Source organism: Ruegeria arenilitoris (assembly GCF_013035425.1).
Classification (GTDB): Bacteria; Pseudomonadota; Alphaproteobacteria; order Rhodobacterales; family Rhodobacteraceae; genus Ruegeria; species Ruegeria arenilitoris_A.
This window is the reverse complement of record NZ_WQHX01000007.1, coordinates 214,412-232,106: the sequence shown is the minus strand read 5'-3', so window position 1 is coordinate 232,106 and position 17,695 is coordinate 214,412. Positions and strand designations below refer to the sequence as shown.

Genomic DNA, 17,695 nt, shown 5'->3' with positions numbered 1-17,695 from the left:
GGAAGCCTTTTGATTTGCGGAGATGTGACATGAACGCGCCCGACCCGAAACCAACTTTGCGCGCTAAAGATGCACCTGAGCTTGGCGTTTTTACGTGGGATGATCCGTTTCGACTTGCCGATCAATTGCAAGAAGATGAACGCCTGATTGCAAAGAGCGCGCGCGCTTATGCGCAGGACAAGTTGCAACCGCGCGTCACGCAAGCCTTCCAGACTGAGGAAACCGACCCAAACATCTTCCGTGAAATGGGTGAAATGGGTTTGTTGGGCACGACGATACCAGAAGAGTACGGAGGGATCGGAGCAGGCTATGTTACCTATGGTCTTGTCGCCAGGGAAATCGAGCGTGTTGATTCCGGTTACCGTTCGATGATGTCGGTACAAAGCTCTTTGGTGATGTATCCTATTTATGCGTATGGCAATGAAGAACAACGCCGGAAATACCTTCCGAAATTAGCCAGTGGCGAATGGATCGGATGTTTCGGATTAACCGAGTCCGAGGCTGGTTCGGATCCCGCAGGCATGAAAACCCGAGCGGTAAAGATCGACGATGGATACCGATTAACAGGCAGCAAGATGTGGATATCAAACGCGCCGATCGCTGATGTTTTCGTAATCTGGGCCAAGTCTGACGCGCATGACGGTAAAATCCGGGGCTTTGTTCTGGAAAAAGGAACCAAGGGGCTGAGTGCGCCTAAGATCCAAAATAAACTGAGCCTTCGTACTTCTGTCACTGGCGAAATTGTGCTGGACAACGTCGAAGTTGGTGAGGATGCGCTTTTGCCAAACGTCCAAGGTCTGAAGGGGCCATTTGGGTGTCTGAATCGTGCGCGATATGGGATTAGCTGGGGTGCGATGGGGGCAGCGGAAGGCTGTTGGCACTCTGCGCTTCAATATGGGCTTGACCGGAAGCAGTTTAATAGGCCGCTGGCGCAGACTCAGCTGTACCAACGCAAGTTGTCGGATATGCAGACTGAAATCGCACTTGGGCTGCAGTCAAGCCTTCGGGTTGGTCGGTTGATGGACCAGGCCGAAGCTGCGCCAGAAATGATCTCGATCATCAAGCGCAACAATTGCGGCAAGGCTTTGGACATCGCGCGGATGGCTCGGGACATGCATGGCGGTAACGGAATTTCGCTGGAATTCCATGTCGTGCGTCACATGGTCAACCTAGAGACTGTGAATACATATGAGGGCACACATGACGTTCATGCGTTGATACTGGGGCGTGCGCAAACCGGGCTGCAAGCTTTCTATTGAGGCGACAACAATTCGCGTAATCAGTATTATGTTAAAAAAGGATGTATCCTAAACTTGTACACTGCTCAAACTAACCTGTTGAATCACATGGAAAAGAAAATGATTTCATGAAGTTGAGCGGTAAAACTGTTGTGGTAACCGGTGCCGCCTCTGGAATTGGCAAAAGTTTGGCGCAGCGCTTTTCATTTGATGGCGCAAAAGTCGTCTGTGCTGACATCGATGAGCCTGGCGCAAACTCACTCGCTTCTGAAATTGGCGGTCACGCTTTTTTTTGTGATGTGTCCAACGAAAGTTCTATTAACAATTTGATTGAAGCCACAGAGGATCAAGTCGGCACGATCGATCTGTTCTGCGGGAATGCAGGAGTTTTAACACTGGGTGGCGTCGATGTTCCCGATGATGAATGGGACCGTATTTGGAAGATCAACGTGATGTCTCATGTTTGGACGGCGCGACATCTGATCCCACGAATGACGGCGCGAGGGTCTGGTTATATTTTGATAACGGCATCTGCTGCTGGGCTTTTAAATCAACCGGGCGCAGCACCTTATGCGGTTACAAAGCACGCCGCGATCGGCTTTGCCGAATGGGTCGCTCTAACATACAGAGACCAAGGTATTCGAGTTTCAGTGCTGTGTCCGCAGGCTGTGCGGACGGATATGATCCGAGGTCACGAAGATTCAGTCGCCGCAATTGATGGAATACTCGAACCTCAAGAAGTGGCAAGTGCCTGTGTAGAGGCAATAACTGAAGAGCGGTTCCTTGTGCTGCCTCATGAGCAAGTAATGGATTATTTTCAGTTTAAGGCCGTGAACTACGATCGCTGGATAGACGGAATGTCTAAAATAAATCAGAAGTTTAATCGCTAAATCTAAAGTCTAACTCTTTTCTTCCTCATCAGACCTTCCTGCGCGACCGAGGCAACCAAAACACCGTCTTGTGAATGAATTGACCCTCGGTTGAAACAGCGCCCCTGCCCTGTCCAGGGCGCGTCCATTGAATAAAGATGCCAGTTTTCAAATTGGATGGGGGCGTGAAACCATATTGCATGATCAAGGCTCGCCATGTCTACCTCTCCTGTGAACATGGACAGCCCGTGCGGGCGCAATCCAGATCCCAATAACGCCATGTCCGAGGCGTATGCCAAAAGCAGATGCTGTGTTACCTGATCGACTTCGGAAGCGGCCACCATGCGAAACCAGATGTGATGATGATCGGCGGCTACTTTGGGTGTCAAGATATCCAATGGCCCGACCTCGCGGACTTCGATCGGACGATCACGCAAAAGTTCTTTGTGTAATTTTTCGGGAACACGGTCCAGATAAGCCTGGCGTAATTCAGTCCTGGCAGGGTGTGACTCTGGTGGGCCAACAGATGGCATAGGATGTTGGTGATCCCAACCTTGGTCTTGGCAGTGAAAGGAAGCTGACATGTTGAGAATCTGCTTTCCATGCTGAACAGCGATCACGCGACGTGTGGTAAAAGAACCTCCATCTCGCGCTCTATCAACTTGATAAATAACAGGAATAGATGGATCTCCGGGTCGTATGAAATACGCGTGCAACGAATGGCAGGTACGATCATCTACTGTTCTGTAGGCCGCTGCCAGCGCTTGTGCTATGACTTGGCCGCCGAATATCCGGGTAGGTGTTTCCCCACCCGATCCTGTTCCTCGAAATAGGTCGACCTCAAGTGACTCAATGTCGAGCAAATTCAACAGGGTACGTTCGGCTTCGGTCATTCGTTACTCTCCGAATTAGTTGATCCGTCGGTAACACCTGGAGGATGATCAATCAATCAAAGCTGCATGGACAAGTGCTTTCATTTCAGCGCGCGATGGATAAGAACTGGACGGCGACAATTGGGTAAAGAAAATGGTTGTCAGGTTGTGAACCCAATCGATCCAGAAATAGGTCGAAGCCATTCCTCCCCAACCAAAGTCGCCAACCGATCCGGGAACTCGAATTCGTGCCGGGTCTAAAACGACGGCGCCACCCAGACCGAACCCTGTGCCGTCCATGGGTTGTTCCGCGAAACTACGTGGACCCATAGAGGCGATATCTCCGGGCAAGTGGTTGCGCATCATGAAGTCGATGATGGAAGGTGCTAGAAGACGAATTCCGTTGACCGAGCCTTTGTTACGCAGCATTTCTGCGAATATCGCGAAATCGTCGATAGTGCTGACAAGCCCGCCTCCTCCTGAAAATGTAGTTGCACGTTGAAAAGGCGATGAGCCGGGCTCGTCGACCAATCTAAGCGTTTCTGAACCAGAACTGGCTGCGTTCAACGCCATCGCATCACCTTCGAGTGGCGTGTAGAGTGATGCAAACCTGTCCCCTGCCCCTTTTGGCACAGAGAAACCAGTCTCGTTCATTCCCAATGGTTCAAATATGTTTTCGGCAAAAAAGTGTTCCAATGTTTGCCCTGAAACAACTTCGATCACGCGACCAATAACGTCGATACCGACCGAATACTCCCAGCGTGCGCCCGGTTGAAACGCAAGCGGTAAGCAGGCTAAAGCCTCGATTCGTGTCGCAAGAGATCCTTGATCCGGTGAAAATATCAGATCTTGCTCATTCATCGCCTCAGGTAGGATACCCGGGTTGAACGGATAACTCAGCCCACTGGTATGAGTCAGTAATTGATGCAAAGTTGGAGTAGGCGCCGCCTCGGTCTGATTTATGTCTTTTGCGCCCGCAACGAGTGCTCGCATCGCTTGAAACTGCGATAAAAACTCCGATACTGGCGCATCAAGATGAAGTTGCCCGCGTTCTATCAACATCATCAGCGCAACTGTAGTAACAGGTTTGGTCATCGAATAGATGCGCACTATGCTGTCGCGGGCGAACACCAAACCCTGCTCGACATTTCGTTTACCGCAGGAATGAAAAAATGCCTCGTTGCCAGCTTGCAGCACCAACATTGAACATCCGGGATATTTCCGTTCATCTACATAGCGTTGCATCCAGTTTTGAATTTGATTTAGCCTTGATGCATCAAGCGCCATACTTTGTGCCCCCGTCGTTAGCCGTTTGAGATAATCTTGCCGCGTGACGATAAATAGTGACAGCAAATTCAAACAATGACCGGATATATTCAGGTAACGTATTGCTGACCTGATATGGTGGCTCCAAGTCAGTTTAAATATCGGAGCGATTCCCCAGCACCTACCGCAAAGACGGAGTCAGATCATGGCGAATAAGATTGAGTTCCTTTACGATTTTTGCAGCCCCAACGCATTTCTCGCATACAAAGTATTGCCGGAATTGGCCCGACGTAATGCCGTGGAACTGCGATTTACACCGATCCTTCTGGGCTTGGTGTTCAAATCCACAAACAATCAAAACCCGTTTGAGGCCTTTTCGGAAAACCGTCAGAAAACGGCTTACCTGACCCATGATCTACATCGCTTTGCGCGTCGACGAGGGTTGACGTTTCATATGAGTCCACACTTTCCAATAAACACCAAATTTGCCATGCGTGGGGCCTGGTATGCTCAAGGAAAATCTTGGGAAAGTAGGTATATAGACGCTGTTTTTGATGCAATATGGGTGCACGGACAAAAATTGGACGACATAAATGTCTTGATAGAGGTCGTGCAAGAAGCAGACTTGCCTGCCCGCAAGATTCGAGAGGCGGTCACCAATTCCGAAATCAAGCAAGCGCTGAAGGATCAAAGCAAGTCCGCTGTGCGCCGGGGTGTGTTCGGAGTGCCAACTCTGTTTTCAAGAAACGAAATGTTCTTTGGGAAGAATAGTTTGGGAAACCTTGAATTAGAGCTGATGGCAACAAGATGACTGGGTCGCATCTAATATGATGCGGCTTCACGTTCACTAGCTGTCCAGTGCCGCCAAGCCATGTTTTGCAAAAATCGGCACATATGCGCCAAACTTCTGGGCCCGGACAGGGTCTGATGCGTTGCCATCAAGCGACCTTTTGTAGACTCCCTGTAATATCCCGGCCATTCGAAAAAAATTAAATGCCAGATAGAAGCCAAAGTGTTCGATCTCCTTACGCCCACGACGCTTACAGTAGTCCGCAACAAACGCTGCGTCTGATGGCAAGCCAAGCGCCTCGCGGTCTACACCTGCCAACCCGCGCCCTTCCTTTCCGGGTGGCAATTGCCATTGCATAATCACCGCCGCCAGATCTGCATAAGGATGGCCGATGGTAGATAGCTCCCAGTCCAAAACTGCCACACAATCTGTGCCGTCCTGCTGAAACAACAAGTTGTCGATCCGGTAGTCGCCATGGACCAATGTACGCTGTCCATCATCTTGGGGCAGTTCGTGGTCCAACCGAGAGATCAAGAGATCCATATCCCCGATCTGTTCGGTCTGCGTTGCACGGTATTGTTGTGTCCATCGGGAAATCTGTCGTTCAAAGTAATTTCCGGGTGGTCCAAAGTCGGATAGCCCCACAGCGTCGATGTCGACCATGTGCAGCTCAGCTAAAACACGGTTCATTTCATCCATAATGCCAGTGCGGGTGGCCTTGTCTACTCCATCCATGGTTGGGTCGACGAAACTGCGCCCTTCACGGTATTCCATCACATAAAAGGCTGATCCTATGACTGCGTCATCCTCACACAGCAAGTACATCTCTGGCACGGGAACTTTGCTGTCCGCCAAAGCAGATTGCACGCGAAATTCACGATCTACTGCATGGGCGGATTTAAGAAGTACGCCAGCAGGTTTGCGACGCAGAACAAAAGACTGGTCAGGAGTTCGCAACAAATAAGTTGGGTTTGACTGACCGACATCGAACTTCTCTGCAGAAAACGGCCCTTTGAAACCACTCAGGTTTTTCTCAAGATAACCTTCTACTGCTTTGATATTAAGTGTATTTTCCTGAGGATTCATGTCAGCCTCTTAACTTGAAAAAATCCACTTGCCATCAAAGGGCAGCAGCAAAGATGTTGTCTGCGGTCTGAACATTAATACCGCCCGAAACCGGAATGACCGCTCCGGTTACATAGCCGCCGCCACGTCCGCACAGAAACAACACGCAGCCGCCGATATCTTCGGGGTGCCCGACCCTTCCCAATGGCACAGATTGGCCGACCTTTTCCCTCTTGTCCTCATCTTCTGTGGCAAAAGCGGTCATTCGGGAAACGAACGGCCCTGGAGCAAGCGCGTTAACGGTGATCCGGTAAGGAGCCAATTCCTTGGCCATGATTTTTGTAAGGTGCAGCACTGCCGCTTTGGACGCAGAATAACTGTATGCTCCGTCACCCATAGGCACCTCACCCATGACAGAACCTACGTTCAAAATACGCGCAGGGTCGTCTTCTGTAGCAGAGCTCATAAGTAAAGGAAGCAGCCGTTGGGTTAGTTCAAATATCCCTGCTACGTTTACTGACATTACTTTGTCCCATGCGGAATATGGGAACTGCCCCATAGGTGCGCCCCAACTAACACCGGCATTATTCATAAGTATCTCAAGCTTTTGAGTGCGCTTGTTGATCTCATCCACCAGCGCAGCGATGCCTTCCTCACTGCTTATGTCTCCGGTAAATCCTTCTGCCGATCCCGGCGCGTCGAGCGCATTTAACTCAGCTGCGACTGCCTCACAGGCGTCGCCTTTGCGTGAAGCTATCAAAACATGCGCTCCGGAATGCACTAACGCCTCGGCCGCCATTCGACCTATTCCGGTCGCCCCGCCAGTTACAAGGGCTGTTTTTCCATTGAGTGAAAACAGGGTCTCGGGCGTCATGGTTACTCCATTTCTTTAGCGTTTGCGTTGAAGGTCCTTGCGGCACAATGCAAGCATCTAACTTGACAACGCTCAACAGTAATCCAACGATTTCATTTCCAACGAGGCAAGAGGCAAGAGGGACTAATGAAGGCATTACTGAGCGTCACAAAGGGCGGACCTGAAACGCTGGAGCTGACCACCCTGCCCGATCCGAAGCCAGCCAAAGGCGAGCTATTGATTCGTGTTCACGCCACGGGCGTCAACTTTCCCGATACTTTGATGATCCGTGATCTGTATCAGATCAAACCACCCCGCCCTTTTGCTCCAGGTGGTGAAATTGCAGGGGAAATAATTGAGCTTGGCGAAGATGTAACGGGATATACTCGCGGCGACCGGATACTTGCATTGACGGGACACGGAGGGTTTGCAACCCACCTAACATTAAACGCTTCCATGGCGGTAAGGATCCCGCCTGATATGTCATACCAAGATGCTGCCTGTTTTATTTTTACTTACGGCACATCATATTATGCGCTCAAGGATCGCGCCGGATTGAAATCGGGCGAAACCCTTTTGGTCTTGGGTGCCGCTGGGGGAGTTGGGTCTGCGGCAATTCAGCTTGCTAAAGCCTCAGGCGCGCGTGTGATCGCTGCAGTCTCATCCAACCAAAAGGCTGAGTTCTGTCGTAAGCTGGGCGCGGATGAAACGCTAGTCTACGCTCGTGATTTGGACAAAGACGCCCAAAAAGCATTTTCTTCTGAAATCAAATCGTTGGCTGGCGGTGACGGAGTGGATGTAGTCTATGATGCCGTAGGAGGAGATTATTCTGAACCGGCCTTGCGCGCGATGGCGTGGAGCGGGCGATTTTTGGTCGTCGGCTTTCCAGCGGGTATTCCCCGTATTCCGCTAAACCTTTCTCTCTTGAAAGGCTGCCAGATCGTTGGAGTGTTTTGGGGCGCTTCTGTTTTTCGGGATCCAAAAGGACATGCTGAAAACATGAAAGAGTTATTCAATCTGTATCAAGCTGGAAAAATCAAACCTCAAATCAGCGCGACCTTCCCGCTAAGCCAGGGCGGTAATGCATTGGAAGCCCTTGAGAGCCGCTCTGTTCTTGGAAAAGTCGTCGTCACGATGGACAGCGTGTGAATTTGTTCACAGTCACGCGTGGCGCATTGATCCAGAATGAAAAAAATCGTGCCGACCTTATAGCCAACTGCCTGCTGGACGCCCCCACGTTTCGGGTTTATCACGAAAAAAATGGGGATGGTTTGTAAATGACGAAGATACTGGTTCTGAACGGCCCAAATCTGAACATGCTAGGCATGAGACAACCAGAGTTCTATGGCCGGACTACACTAAAAGAGGTTGAAGACCTCTGTGTCTCGCATGGCGAAACGCTGGGCCAAAGTGTGTCGCATCTTCAGTCCAACCACGAAGGAGTGTTGATCGACGCAATTCATGCGGCGCGTGGCGTTCAGGACGGAATTGTTTTGAACGCCGGTGCTTATACTCACACTTCGGTCGCGTTGATGGATGCGATCGCCTCAGCAGAGGTCCCCGTTGTCGAAGTACACATGTCAAATATTCACGCACGTGAGACTTTTCGGCACACGTCATATATCGCCCGAGTTTCTATCGGACAGGTCTGCGGCTTTGGCGCGCAAAGCTATGTTATGGCATTGGATGCTTTGGCGGCATATTTGTCGAAGGACAATGTGGGATGAATTTAACCGAGTATCTCAACTTTCTCAGCTACACAAAAACGCTTGAAGAGCTTTGGGATGCTCATTGCCGGCAGATGTCCAACTATGGTTTCGATCGCCTGTTGTACGGGCACACACTATACCGAACCGAAACATCGCTGGGTGATCCTGAGGATTTTGTGATCCTGACCAACCACAGTAACGACTACCTCGAAGGATTTGTGCACTCGGGCCTTTATTTTCATGCTCCCATGTTGCAATGGGCCTTGAAGAACGAGGGAGCAGCCAGCTGGCGCATGATTCAAGAGATGGCGTCCAGCGGCGCGATGACCGAAAAAGAGCGTCAGGTTTATGAATTCAACAAATCCAAAGGTGTGACGGCTGGATTCACGATCAGCTTTAATTCGGTTTCGATGCGGTCAAAAGGCGCGATCTCCATGGCGTCGTATGGAAACCAGACGCAGGATGAAGTCGATGAAATTTGGAGTAATCATGGCGATGATATTCTGTTGATGAACAACATCGCCCATTTGAAAATCCTGACCCTTCCCTACAACGCACCCAACCGCGCGCTGACAAAGCGCCAAAGGGAGGCCCTTCAGTGGGTCGGCGATGGCAAGACGACGCAAGATATCGCTGTTTTGATGGGGCTGACGTCTGCCACAGTCGAAAAACACCTTCGTCTAGCGCGCGAAGCACTTAGTGTTGAGACAACGGCTCAGGCTGTATTAAAGGCATCGCTTCAAAATCAGATGTTTGTAATGGAAGTTTAAAGGGTTTTTAAAGCCCAACGCGCAAGTTTACCTTAGGTAAGGAAATCATGACTTCCAAATCTTATAGAAAAATTGCAGATTGATAATGTTCCGTGAGTGGTGGCTTTAGCCAGGGAACGTTTTGATCGGATCTTTGCTATACCAAAGCTCTCTGATCGCTCTGATTGAACGGCGTCTATTCGTCCGCGTCGTTTCGTTGGAATCCCGGGGAGCCCTGTCCATCCCCATCATGCGGGGCTCCCCTTTTCCATTTCTAAAGCATTGAAACCTTTGTGAAAGACAAAAGAAAACCGGCCACTTAGAAAGTGACCGGTCTATCTGGCATCGCGGTTCTGGTAGGACCGGAAGCTATTTTAGCCTTGTGCCGCTTTTGCGACTTCAGCAGCGAAGTCTTCTTTTTCCACCACGATTCCCTCGCCAACTTCCATGCGAATGAAACCGGTGATGGTCGCTCCTGCTTCTTTTGCAGCTGCTTCGACGGTCAGATCCGGGTTAACGACAAACTGTTGGTTCAACAGAGTCGATTCGGCCACGAACTTCTTCATGCGTCCCTCGATCATCTTTTCGATGACCTGCTCCGGCTTTCCGGACTCACGGGCGATGTCCATCTGAACCTGCTTTTCTTTTTCGACAACGGCTGGGTCCATGTCTGCTTCAGACAAAGCGGCCGGGTTCACAGCGGCAATGTGCATTGCAACCTGTTTGCCGATTGCTTCGTCTCCACCTGTAAGCGCGACCAAAACACCGATTTTACCCATGCCGTTTGTTGCAGCGTTGTGGACATAAGATACGACCGTTTCGCCAGACAGCTTTGACATGCGGCGGACTGACATGTTTTCGCCAATGGTGGCGATCTTGTCAGTCAGTGTGTCCGCAACCGATTTCCCGCCCAGGTCAGCGGCCAGCAACTCTTCGACGTTGTTAACGCCCTCTGCCGCGTAAGTGATCTTTCCAACCATTTCTTGGAATTCGCCGTTTTTTGCAACGAAGTCGGTTTCTGAATTCACTTCGACAGCAACGCCATTGCCACCGTCGACGTGAACCGCAACAAGACCTTCAGCGGCGGTGCGACCGGATTTTTTGGCCGCTTTAGCCAAACCCTTGGTGCGGAGCCAATCCACGGCCTCGTCCATGTTGCCGCCGGTTTCAGTCAGCGCCTTTTTCGCGTCCATCATGCCTGCGCCAGTCGAGTCGCGCAGTTCTTTAACCATTGCTGCTGTGATTGCCATCTTTTGGCTCTCCTCAATTCAAACGGAATTGGGGCAGGTCATACCCTGCCCCATATGTCAGTTACGTGACGGGCAGCTTATGCTTCGGCCGAGGCTTCAGGTTCCGCAGAAGCTTCTTCAGCGACTGCTTCCTCAACCGGAGCTTCTTCAAACTCACCCAGGTCTACACCAGCGGCGCCCAACTGTGCTGTCATACCGTCAAGCGCAGCACGAGCCGCCAGATCGCAGTATAGGGCGATCGCACGGGCTGCGTCGTCGTTTCCAGGAATGATGTAGTCCACACCGTCAGGCGAACAGTTCGTGTCCACAACCGCCACAACCGGAATTCCAAGCTTGTTGGCCTCAGCAATTGCCAGAGCTTCTTTCTTGACGTCGATGACGAACAACAGATCCGGAACGCCACCCATCTCACGGATACCACCTAGCGAAGCCTGCAGCTTCTGTTGGTCGCGTTCCATGCCCAGACGCTCTTTCTTGGTTAGGCCTTCGGCCCCCGCTTCCATGGCTTCGTCGATTTGGTTCAAGCGGTTGATCGACTGAGAAACAGTTTTCCAGTTGGTCAGGGTGCCGCCAAGCCAGCGATGGTTCATAAAGTACTGAGCCGACTTTTCGGCGGCGTCAGCAATTGGCTGAGCTGCCTGGCGCTTGGTGCCGACGAACAGAATACGGCCACCTTTTGCAACGGTGTCACGAATAGCTTGCAGAGCCTGATCCAGCATTGGAACGGTCTGAGTCAGGTCCATGATGTGGATACCATTGCGCGAGCCGTAGATGAACGGGCCCATGCGCGGATTCCAGCGCTGTGTCTGGTGACCAAAGTGTACGCCAGCTTCAAGCAACTGACGCATAGTGAACTCGGGAAGAGCCATGCTATTTATTCCTTTTCCGGTTTACGCCTCGGCGGGGGTGAAAGAAGCGGATGCTCCAACCGGCGGTCTTAGTGAGGATGTCTCCCTCAAAAAGGCCAAACCCCGCCTGCGGTTTTGAATAGCGCGCGTATAAGGTACGATTTAATGCTGCGCAAGTGGCAATCAGCCTTATTTTTCGAGCTTTGCAAATGCATGCGCGTGACGCACAGCTTGCTCACAGTGAGCAGCCAGCGCCTTGCGGTCCGCAAAGTCGCTGACCTTTGCCGGTGAATGGTAAATCAGTTCAATCGAACCTTGCTTTCGTGCGCCAAGCGTCTTGAGCAAATGGGGTGCAAAGTCCATGTCCCCCCACCAGCCGTAAAATCGTTTGGGTTGCCCAACCGGCGCGTGAAAAACAACCGAGACGGGTTGAACATGCATGAAATCGTGTAGTTCTTCAGTGAAGAATGCCGCGAAAAGTGTTGTTTTAAAGGGTAAAACGCGCAATCCATCTGTGGAAGTGCCTTCGGGGAAAAACAGTAGTTTGTGTCCGGCTGTAAGGCGCTCCCGGAAAATCTGAGTTTGTTCCCTGGCTTTCTTAGGGTTTCTTTCGATAAAAACTGTGCCAGTCGCGCGGGCAAGCCATCCTATACCAGGCCAATTCGCCACTTCGGCTTTGGAAACAAAATAGACCCGCTTGCGGGCGTTTAACGCAAAAATATCCAACCATGATGAATGATTGGCGACAACTGCGCCGCGTTCAGCCATCAATTGCCCAGTGCTGGAGAACCCGATTCCCAAAACTCGGATTGCGTTTCGACAGACAAACTGGGAAATATGAGGCGTGATTGGGCGCTGAACCCCGAAAAACGGGCGTTCGATCAAACGCACGGCCAGCAAAATGAGCAAGCCGCCAAACACCAAAATCGCTAGGGGAAGGCCGCGCAAAAAAACTAGAGCCCATTCCAGTAGGCCAAGCTCAACAGGTTCCGGGGCATCGTCACTGTTCCATAAAGGTGCGTTCACCCGATCAGGCTCCACCGTAAATACGTCGCTGGCGTTCGTTCATTCGTTCAGTATCCAACACTAAACAAACGTCTGTCGTGTTGAAGGCGTGGTCGATAAAGGCGCCCTCGCCCACGAAACCGCCCAAACGTAAATAAGCTTTGATCAGCGAAGGCACTTGTAGCATAGATGCTCGTCGGTCCAGCGCTTCCGGCCCGACGATATTCATGTTTTGAAACACACCGGCCTGCGCCCTGACCCGCAAATCAGGAGGGGCCAGATGGTTGTGATACAACATGGAAAGAGGTTGCGCCAATTCCTGAACATTGGTTCCGTGGAAACTGGCTACGCCGAAAAGGACCTCGATCTTTCGTTCAGCCACATATTTAGCCAATCCATTCCACAAATGGTACATGGCTGTTCCCCCCCGATAGTCCTTGTGCAGACAGGATCGCCCAAGTTCCAAAAGTTTCCGGCCGCCTTGTTTTAGCACGGTCAGATCGTATTCATCCTCTGAATAGAATTGACCTATGTCTACTGCACGATCATCCGGTAACAGCCTATAAACACCGACAACTTCTCCTGTCACGTCATCGTAAACCAACATATGATCAAAATACGGGTCAAACCGATCCTTTTCCAACCTTTCAGAGTGATCAACCATTTCTCCGCCACCGCCGAGTTCACGTACAAAAACATCATAGCGAAGGCGTTGCGCCGCTTTGATCTCCGCATCGGTTTCGGCGAGTTTGACAGTGAATGAAGGGCCGGCATCGGGCATTTGGTCTGTCCGTCGTTCAAATTATACGCTGATACTTCAGTTTTCTCAGCGAAAGCAACATACGGGTGTCTGGTGAAAGTTGTTAACCTTTTCTAAACCAGTTTCACGGATCAAAGACCGGCATCAGGGCTATGCGTGTCCCGTCAATCACCACTTTCCCCTGCTCGCGAAAGTTTACGGTGATCTTACCCGCGATGTTGGACTGAACCTGTCCAACGCCCCAATCGGGAAAATCGGGGTGACGGACATACATGCCCGGTGCAAGAATAGCATTAAAATCTGTCATGCGGTGTCTCCGGTCCGGCAATGGCAGGTCTAACAGGAGTTACGCATGGGTGACATCGACGTCAACCTGGCCGAATTGGTCGGGTCCCGGATCTGTCATGATCTGATCAGCCCTGTAGGTGCGATCACTAACGGTCTGGAATTGTTGGATATGGTCGGTTCAGTGCAGGGTCCTGAGATGGAGCTGATCTCGGGTAGCGTCGGTAATGCTGCGGCGAAGATTCGGTTTTTTCGCGTCGCTTTCGGGCCAGCTAGCGATCAGCCATTGGGCAAATCGGAAATCGGCAGTTTGCTGAAGGATGTCGAAAACGCAGGGCGTTTGCGGGTTCACTGGTTGGTGGCGAATGCTGTACCGCGTAATCAGGCGAAACTAGTGTTTCTTGCACTTATGTGTATTGAAAGCGCAATGCCCTTGGGCGGAGAAGCCACAGTTGAAAAACAAGATAACGGCTGGACCGTATGGGGAATGGCCGACAAGTTGCATCTGGACTCAGATCTGTGGAAGTACCTTTGCACTGGGCGCCTTCCCCATAAGATCATGCCATCGCAAGTTCAGTTTGCGATGCTGCTGAAAGCAGCTGCATCGCACGGCAGCAAGGTCACGGTCGAGACAAGCTCGACCCGTGTCGCAATTCGATTTTAGGTGCGGGTTGTACCGTTCCCACGCACCAAATATTTGAAACTCGTAAGCTGAGCTGCACCTACCGGCCCTCGGGCGTGCATCTTTCCAGTTGCGATGCCGATCTCTGCGCCCATTCCAAACTCTCCGCCATCTGCGAATTGGGTCGAGGCATTGTGCATGAGAATTGCGCTGTCCAGGCGTTCAAAGAAACGCTCAGCCGCTTTGGCGTCCTCGGTCATAATACAATCCGTATGATTTGAACCAAAGGCTCGAATATGATCGATGGCCGCGTCGATGTTAGCGACCGGTTTTGCGGCGATGATACTGTCTAGAAACTCCTTGCCCCAATCGTCTTCCGAAGCAGCGATGCATCCATCAATTACCAATGTGCCTTCGGTATGAACCTCGACACCGGCAGCCAAAAGGGCAGCGATTAAATCTCGGCCTAGGGTGTCTGCAATGTCCTGATGTACCAACAGACATTCGGCAGCACCACAAATTCCTGTGCGACGAGTTTTGGCATTCAGGACCACATCCAATGTCTTTTTGGGGTCGGCCGATTTATCCACATAGATGTGAACGATGCCTTCAAGATGCGCGAACACTGGCACCCTTGCTTCGCGTTGTACAAGGCCGACCAGGCCTTTTCCGCCACGCGGGACAATGACGTCCACGTAATCGGTCATGGTCAGGAGTTCCTGCACAGCGGTCCGATCCCGCGTTGGTATCAATTGAATCGCATCTTCCGGCAGGTTCGCGGCCTTTAACCCCTGGACGAGGCATGCGTGAATAGCCTTAGAAGAATTAAAGCTTTCAGATCCACCGCGTAATATTACTGCATTGCCCGATTTCAAACACAAGGCACCCGCATCGGCAGTTACATTGGGGCGACTCTCATAAATAACACCGATAACACCTAGCGGAGTTCGGACACGTTGAATGTTGAGGCCTGAGGCCATATCCCATTCCGTCAGAACTTCACCCACAGGGTCAGGTTGATCTGCGACAGTTCGCAACCCGTCGACCATGCTTTGAACGCGTGCTTCATCCAGCATCAGGCGATCCATCATAGCTGGACTCAGGCCCTTGTCTCGTCCGTATTCTAGATCTTTTTTGTTTTCTTCGATGATTTTAGCGCGATTGCTCCAGACAGCCTCGGCCGCAGCGATCAAAGCAGCGTGCTTACGTTCAGCAGAGGCAAAGGCAAGCTCCTGCGAAGCCGCTTTGGCGCGCTTTCCAAGATCGGCCATCATTGCGGTAATGGTGCTAAAGTCCTTCATCTCATGAACCTTTCAGGTCTTCTTTGTGTTATTCTAGCAGGTGCAGCCGTCAGAGCGCCAGATCGTCGCGGTGAATTAAGGCAGCTCGGCCCGGATACCCTAGCGTTGCTTCAATCTCAGAAGACTTACGGCCTTTTATGGCATCAGCTTCTTGCGCAGTGTACCGGCTCAGGCCCTGTGCCAACCGTCGTGTGGAAGGGTCAAGAATTGCCACCGGATCGCCGCGTCCGAAGTCACCAGAGACTTCGACGATCCCAGCAGGTAACAAACTTTTCCCGTTTTTAAGTGCCTTTGCTGCACCATCATCGACCACAATCCGACCTCGGGGCTTCATCGCCGAAATCCAGCGTTTACGAGCAGCGTGCGGATCCAGCTTAGCAGTGAACCACGTGCTGCTTGACCCATTTTCCAAAGATTTCAGAGGATTAAGAACCGATCCTTCAGTAATAGCCATCGCGCAACCTGCGGCTGTCGCCATTTTTGCGGCCATAAGTTTCGTTTTCATACCGCCCTTGGACAATCCTGAACCAGCGTCGCCAGCCATGGCTTCGATATCGGGAGTGATTTCGTCAATCACATCAAATCTCGTCGCGGCCGCATTTTCGTTTGGATTTCCGGTATAAAATCCATCCACGTCTGACAATAAAACAAGCTGGTCAGCGCCCACTGTCACAGCTATTTGCGCCGCTAATCGGTCATTGTCGCCATACCGGATTTCGTCTGTAGCTACAGTATCGTTTTCGTTGACAATTGGAACGACGCCCAGCCCCAGTAGAGTTTCCAGCGTAGCCCGTGAATTCAAATAGCGTCGGCGATCTTCGCTGTCTTCCAAGGTTACCAAAACCTGTGCGGTTGTGATGCTGTAGGGATTCAACGCCTCTTCATATGCGCGGGCCAACCGGATCTGACCGACGGCCGCAGCAGCCTGAGACTGCTCCAATGGCAGATTTTCCAGCGGGAGATTAAGAACCCCGCGTCCCAACGCGATTGACCCGGATGAAACTAGAATGACGTTTGCACCCTGCCCCTTTATCCAGGCTACATCTTGTGCCAGTGACTGCAACCAATCGCCTCGCAACAACCCAGTTTTGCGGTCCACCAACAGAGCTGATCCGATCTTGACGACCAGACGTCGGGCTTTGCTTAGGGTTGCCAAGGCAGTGTCTCCTCAGAGGGTTTCTGGCGCAACCTGTTTTCGTCGATTTGGGCGCGCAAAGCACGCAAAACGTCGGTGACTCCCAAATGAGCAACTCCGGACATGGTCATTACAGGACCACCGACCGCCTCTTGCAATACTGCAACGGCAATTTTCTGTTCCTCATTGTTCAATGCATCGACCTTGTTCAAAACCGTGATCCTTGGTTTTTCAGCTAAGGCGCCGCCATAAGCTTCCAACTCTCGGATGATGGTGTGATAATCCTCGGCAATGGCTTCAGAGGTTCCATCAACCAAATGTAGCAGTACCGAGCAGCGTTCGACATGACCTAAAAAACGGTCTCCAATTCCTCGCCCCTCGTGAGCACCTTCAATCAAGCCCGGAATGTCGGCCACGACGAATTCGACATTGTCTACGCCAACAACACCCAAATTGGGGTGAAGTGTCGTAAAGGGATAGTCAGCGATTTTTGGGCGGGCATTCGATGTGGCAGCCAGAAAGGTTGATTTGCCGGCATTCGGCCGGCCCAGCAAGCCAACATCAGCGATCAGCTTCAAGCGTAACCAGATCGTTCGTTCGATCCCAGCCTGACCGGGATTGGAGCGGCGAGGCGCTTGATTGGTTGCGGACTTGAAGTGGAGGTTTCCGAAGCCGCCGTTCCCACCTTTGGCCAGCAGAAATCTCTCACCTACCTGAGTTAAATCACAAATGACAGTTTCTTCGTCTTCATCAAGAATTTCGGTGCCGACCGGCACACGCAAGATGATATCGTCACCGTCTTTACCAGTGCGCTGCTGCCCACGTCCTGGTTGACCGTTTTTTGCGAAAAAATGTTGCTGATAGCGGAAATCGATGAGCGTGTTCAACCCATCCACCACTTCGGCCCAAACCGATCCACCCGTACCGCCGTCGCCGCCATCAGGCCCACCATATTCAATGTACTTTTCGCGTCGGAAACTGACGCAGCCATTGCCTCCGGCGCCTGACCGGATGTAGACCTTTGCGAGATCAAGAAATTTCATGACTGTCCCCTACTGCAAAGGCCCCATCGGCCACA

General features: G+C 51.5%; 19 protein-coding genes. 7 read left to right on the top strand and 12 right to left on the bottom strand.

The genetic code is table 11. From position 1 onward, the window contains the following. The first annotated feature begins 29 nt into the window (after nucleotides 1-29). Entirely contained in the window at nucleotides 30-1,259 is a 1,230-nt protein-coding gene (locus tag GOV45_RS18600) for an acyl-CoA dehydrogenase (protein ID WP_170480564.1), read from the top strand. 107 nt (nucleotides 1,260-1,366) lie between these two features. Beyond that, nucleotides 1,367-2,128 carry an SDR family oxidoreductase gene (locus tag GOV45_RS18595; RefSeq protein ID WP_170480562.1) on the top strand — a complete coding sequence of 254 codons (762 nt, stop codon included), beginning with the start codon at nucleotides 1,367-1,369 and terminating at the stop codon, nucleotides 2,126-2,128. Between the two features lie 2 nt (nucleotides 2,129-2,130). On the opposite strand, the gene GOV45_RS18590 is transcribed toward GOV45_RS18595, so the two are convergent. Both GOV45_RS18590 and GOV45_RS18585 read right to left on the bottom strand, forming a co-directional pair. Beyond that, a complete protein-coding gene (locus GOV45_RS18590) occupies nucleotides 2,131-3,000 on the bottom strand; it encodes an acyl-CoA thioesterase (protein ID WP_170480560.1) in 870 nt (289 codons plus the stop codon). A 48-nt stretch (nucleotides 3,001-3,048) separates the two neighbouring features. Beyond that, the gene (locus tag GOV45_RS18585; RefSeq protein WP_170480558.1) at nucleotides 3,049-4,266 is read right to left on the bottom strand and encodes a serine hydrolase domain-containing protein; all 1,218 of its coding nucleotides are present in this window, start codon (nucleotides 4,264-4,266) and stop codon (nucleotides 3,049-3,051) included. A 184-nt stretch (nucleotides 4,267-4,450) separates the two neighbouring features. On the opposite strand from GOV45_RS18585, the gene GOV45_RS18580 reads away from it, so the two are divergent. After that, nucleotides 4,451-5,056: a 2-hydroxychromene-2-carboxylate isomerase gene (locus GOV45_RS18580; protein WP_170480556.1), complete on the top strand. Its 606-nt coding sequence runs from the start codon at nucleotides 4,451-4,453 to the stop codon at nucleotides 5,054-5,056. A gap of 36 nt (nucleotides 5,057-5,092) precedes the next feature. On the opposite strand, the gene GOV45_RS18575 is transcribed toward GOV45_RS18580, so the two are convergent. Both GOV45_RS18575 and GOV45_RS18570 read right to left on the bottom strand, forming a co-directional pair. Then, nucleotides 5,093-6,121: a phosphotransferase family protein gene (locus tag GOV45_RS18575; protein WP_170480554.1), complete on the bottom strand. Its 1,029-nt coding sequence runs from the start codon at nucleotides 6,119-6,121 to the stop codon at nucleotides 5,093-5,095. 34 nt (nucleotides 6,122-6,155) lie between these two features. Then, entirely contained in the window at nucleotides 6,156-6,974 is an 819-nt protein-coding gene (locus GOV45_RS18570) for an SDR family NAD(P)-dependent oxidoreductase (RefSeq protein WP_170480552.1), read from the bottom strand. A gap of 126 nt (nucleotides 6,975-7,100) precedes the next feature. Between GOV45_RS18570 and GOV45_RS18565 the strand changes: the two genes are divergently transcribed. The 3 genes from GOV45_RS18565 (at nucleotide 7,101) to GOV45_RS18555 (ending at nucleotide 9,432) form a co-directional block, all read left to right on the top strand. After that, a complete protein-coding gene (locus tag GOV45_RS18565; RefSeq protein WP_170480550.1) occupies nucleotides 7,101-8,102 on the top strand; it encodes an NADPH:quinone oxidoreductase family protein in 1,002 nt (333 codons plus the stop codon). A 128-nt stretch (nucleotides 8,103-8,230) separates the two neighbouring features. Beyond that, on the top strand, nucleotides 8,231-8,680 hold the full coding sequence (gene aroQ, locus GOV45_RS18560; protein ID WP_170480549.1) for a type II 3-dehydroquinate dehydratase: 450 nt from the start codon (nucleotides 8,231-8,233) through the stop codon (nucleotides 8,678-8,680). Next, nucleotides 8,677-9,432 (top strand): autoinducer binding domain-containing protein, encoded by a 756-nt coding sequence (locus GOV45_RS18555; RefSeq protein ID WP_170480547.1) that lies wholly within the window; start codon nucleotides 8,677-8,679, stop codon nucleotides 9,430-9,432. The genes aroQ and GOV45_RS18555 overlap by 4 nt, the downstream gene beginning before the upstream one ends. A gap of 353 nt (nucleotides 9,433-9,785) precedes the next feature. Here GOV45_RS18555 and tsf read toward each other — a convergent pair whose 3' ends face one another. The 5 genes from tsf to GOV45_RS18530 form a co-directional block, all read right to left on the bottom strand. Beyond that, nucleotides 9,786-10,661, bottom strand: a complete 876-nt coding sequence (gene tsf / locus GOV45_RS18550; protein ID WP_170480545.1) for a translation elongation factor Ts — start codon at nucleotides 10,659-10,661, stop codon at nucleotides 9,786-9,788. Between the two features lie 77 nt (nucleotides 10,662-10,738). Next, nucleotides 10,739-11,530: a 30S ribosomal protein S2 gene (gene rpsB / locus GOV45_RS18545; RefSeq protein ID WP_170480543.1), complete on the bottom strand. Its 792-nt coding sequence runs from the start codon at nucleotides 11,528-11,530 to the stop codon at nucleotides 10,739-10,741. A gap of 168 nt (nucleotides 11,531-11,698) precedes the next feature. Further along, nucleotides 11,699-12,535, bottom strand: coding sequence for a lysophospholipid acyltransferase family protein (locus tag GOV45_RS18540; RefSeq protein WP_170480541.1), 837 nt, complete (start codon nucleotides 12,533-12,535; stop codon nucleotides 11,699-11,701). 4 nt (nucleotides 12,536-12,539) lie between these two features. Beyond that, entirely contained in the window at nucleotides 12,540-13,295 is a 756-nt protein-coding gene (locus tag GOV45_RS18535; RefSeq protein WP_170480539.1) for a GNAT family N-acetyltransferase, read from the bottom strand. A gap of 103 nt (nucleotides 13,296-13,398) precedes the next feature. Further along, complete coding sequence (locus GOV45_RS18530; protein WP_170480537.1) at nucleotides 13,399-13,581, bottom strand: DUF3553 domain-containing protein; 183 nt, start codon at nucleotides 13,579-13,581, stop codon at nucleotides 13,399-13,401. Between the two features lie 45 nt (nucleotides 13,582-13,626). Between GOV45_RS18530 and GOV45_RS18525 the strand changes: the two genes are divergently transcribed. Beyond that, complete coding sequence (locus tag GOV45_RS18525) at nucleotides 13,627-14,223, top strand: histidine phosphotransferase family protein (protein ID WP_170480535.1); 597 nt, start codon at nucleotides 13,627-13,629, stop codon at nucleotides 14,221-14,223. Here the strand turns inward: GOV45_RS18525 and GOV45_RS18520 are convergent. From GOV45_RS18520 to obgE, 3 genes are read right to left on the bottom strand one after another with little or no spacing between them, the layout of a single operon-like run. Further along, nucleotides 14,220-15,482, bottom strand: coding sequence for a glutamate-5-semialdehyde dehydrogenase (locus tag GOV45_RS18520; protein ID WP_170480533.1), 1,263 nt, complete (start codon nucleotides 15,480-15,482; stop codon nucleotides 14,220-14,222). The two genes, GOV45_RS18525 and GOV45_RS18520, sit on opposite strands and share 4 nt — an antisense overlap. Before the next feature lie 49 nt (nucleotides 15,483-15,531). Further along, a complete protein-coding gene (gene proB / locus GOV45_RS18515; protein WP_170480531.1) occupies nucleotides 15,532-16,638 on the bottom strand; it encodes a glutamate 5-kinase in 1,107 nt (368 codons plus the stop codon). Further along, nucleotides 16,626-17,660: a GTPase ObgE gene (gene obgE / locus GOV45_RS18510; RefSeq protein ID WP_170480529.1), complete on the bottom strand. Its 1,035-nt coding sequence runs from the start codon at nucleotides 17,658-17,660 to the stop codon at nucleotides 16,626-16,628. Before obgE ends, proB begins: the two co-directional genes overlap by 13 nt. Nucleotides 17,661-17,695 lie beyond the last annotated feature (35 nt).

Coding starts and splice junctions, on each gene's coding strand:
- GOV45_RS18600 (WP_170480564.1), top strand. CDS start 30: ATGAACGCGCCCGACCCGAAACCAACTTTGCGCGCTAAAGATGCACCT.
- GOV45_RS18595 (WP_170480562.1), top strand. CDS start 1,367: ATGAAGTTGAGCGGTAAAACTGTTGTGGTAACCGGTGCCGCCTCTGGA.
- GOV45_RS18590 (WP_170480560.1), bottom strand. CDS start 3,000: ATGACCGAAGCCGAACGTACCCTGTTGAATTTGCTCGACATTGAGTCA.
- GOV45_RS18585 (WP_170480558.1), bottom strand. CDS start 4,266: ATGGCGCTTGATGCATCAAGGCTAAATCAAATTCAAAACTGGATGCAA.
- GOV45_RS18580 (WP_170480556.1), top strand. CDS start 4,451: ATGGCGAATAAGATTGAGTTCCTTTACGATTTTTGCAGCCCCAACGCA.
- GOV45_RS18575 (WP_170480554.1), bottom strand. CDS start 6,121: ATGAATCCTCAGGAAAATACACTTAATATCAAAGCAGTAGAAGGTTAT.
- GOV45_RS18570 (WP_170480552.1), bottom strand. CDS start 6,974: ATGACGCCCGAGACCCTGTTTTCACTCAATGGAAAAACAGCCCTTGTA.
- GOV45_RS18565 (WP_170480550.1), top strand. CDS start 7,101: ATGAAGGCATTACTGAGCGTCACAAAGGGCGGACCTGAAACGCTGGAG.
- aroQ (WP_170480549.1), top strand. CDS start 8,231: ATGACGAAGATACTGGTTCTGAACGGCCCAAATCTGAACATGCTAGGC.
- GOV45_RS18555 (WP_170480547.1), top strand. CDS start 8,677: ATGAATTTAACCGAGTATCTCAACTTTCTCAGCTACACAAAAACGCTT.
- tsf (WP_170480545.1), bottom strand. CDS start 10,661: ATGGCAATCACAGCAGCAATGGTTAAAGAACTGCGCGACTCGACTGGC.
- rpsB (WP_170480543.1), bottom strand. CDS start 11,530: ATGGCTCTTCCCGAGTTCACTATGCGTCAGTTGCTTGAAGCTGGCGTA.
- GOV45_RS18535 (WP_170480539.1), bottom strand. CDS start 13,295: ATGCCCGATGCCGGCCCTTCATTCACTGTCAAACTCGCCGAAACCGAT.
- GOV45_RS18530 (WP_170480537.1), bottom strand. CDS start 13,581: ATGACAGATTTTAATGCTATTCTTGCACCGGGCATGTATGTCCGTCAC.
- GOV45_RS18525 (WP_170480535.1), top strand. CDS start 13,627: ATGGGTGACATCGACGTCAACCTGGCCGAATTGGTCGGGTCCCGGATC.
- GOV45_RS18520 (WP_170480533.1), bottom strand. CDS start 15,482: ATGAAGGACTTTAGCACCATTACCGCAATGATGGCCGATCTTGGAAAG.
- obgE (WP_170480529.1), bottom strand. CDS start 17,660: ATGAAATTTCTTGATCTCGCAAAGGTCTACATCCGGTCAGGCGCCGGA.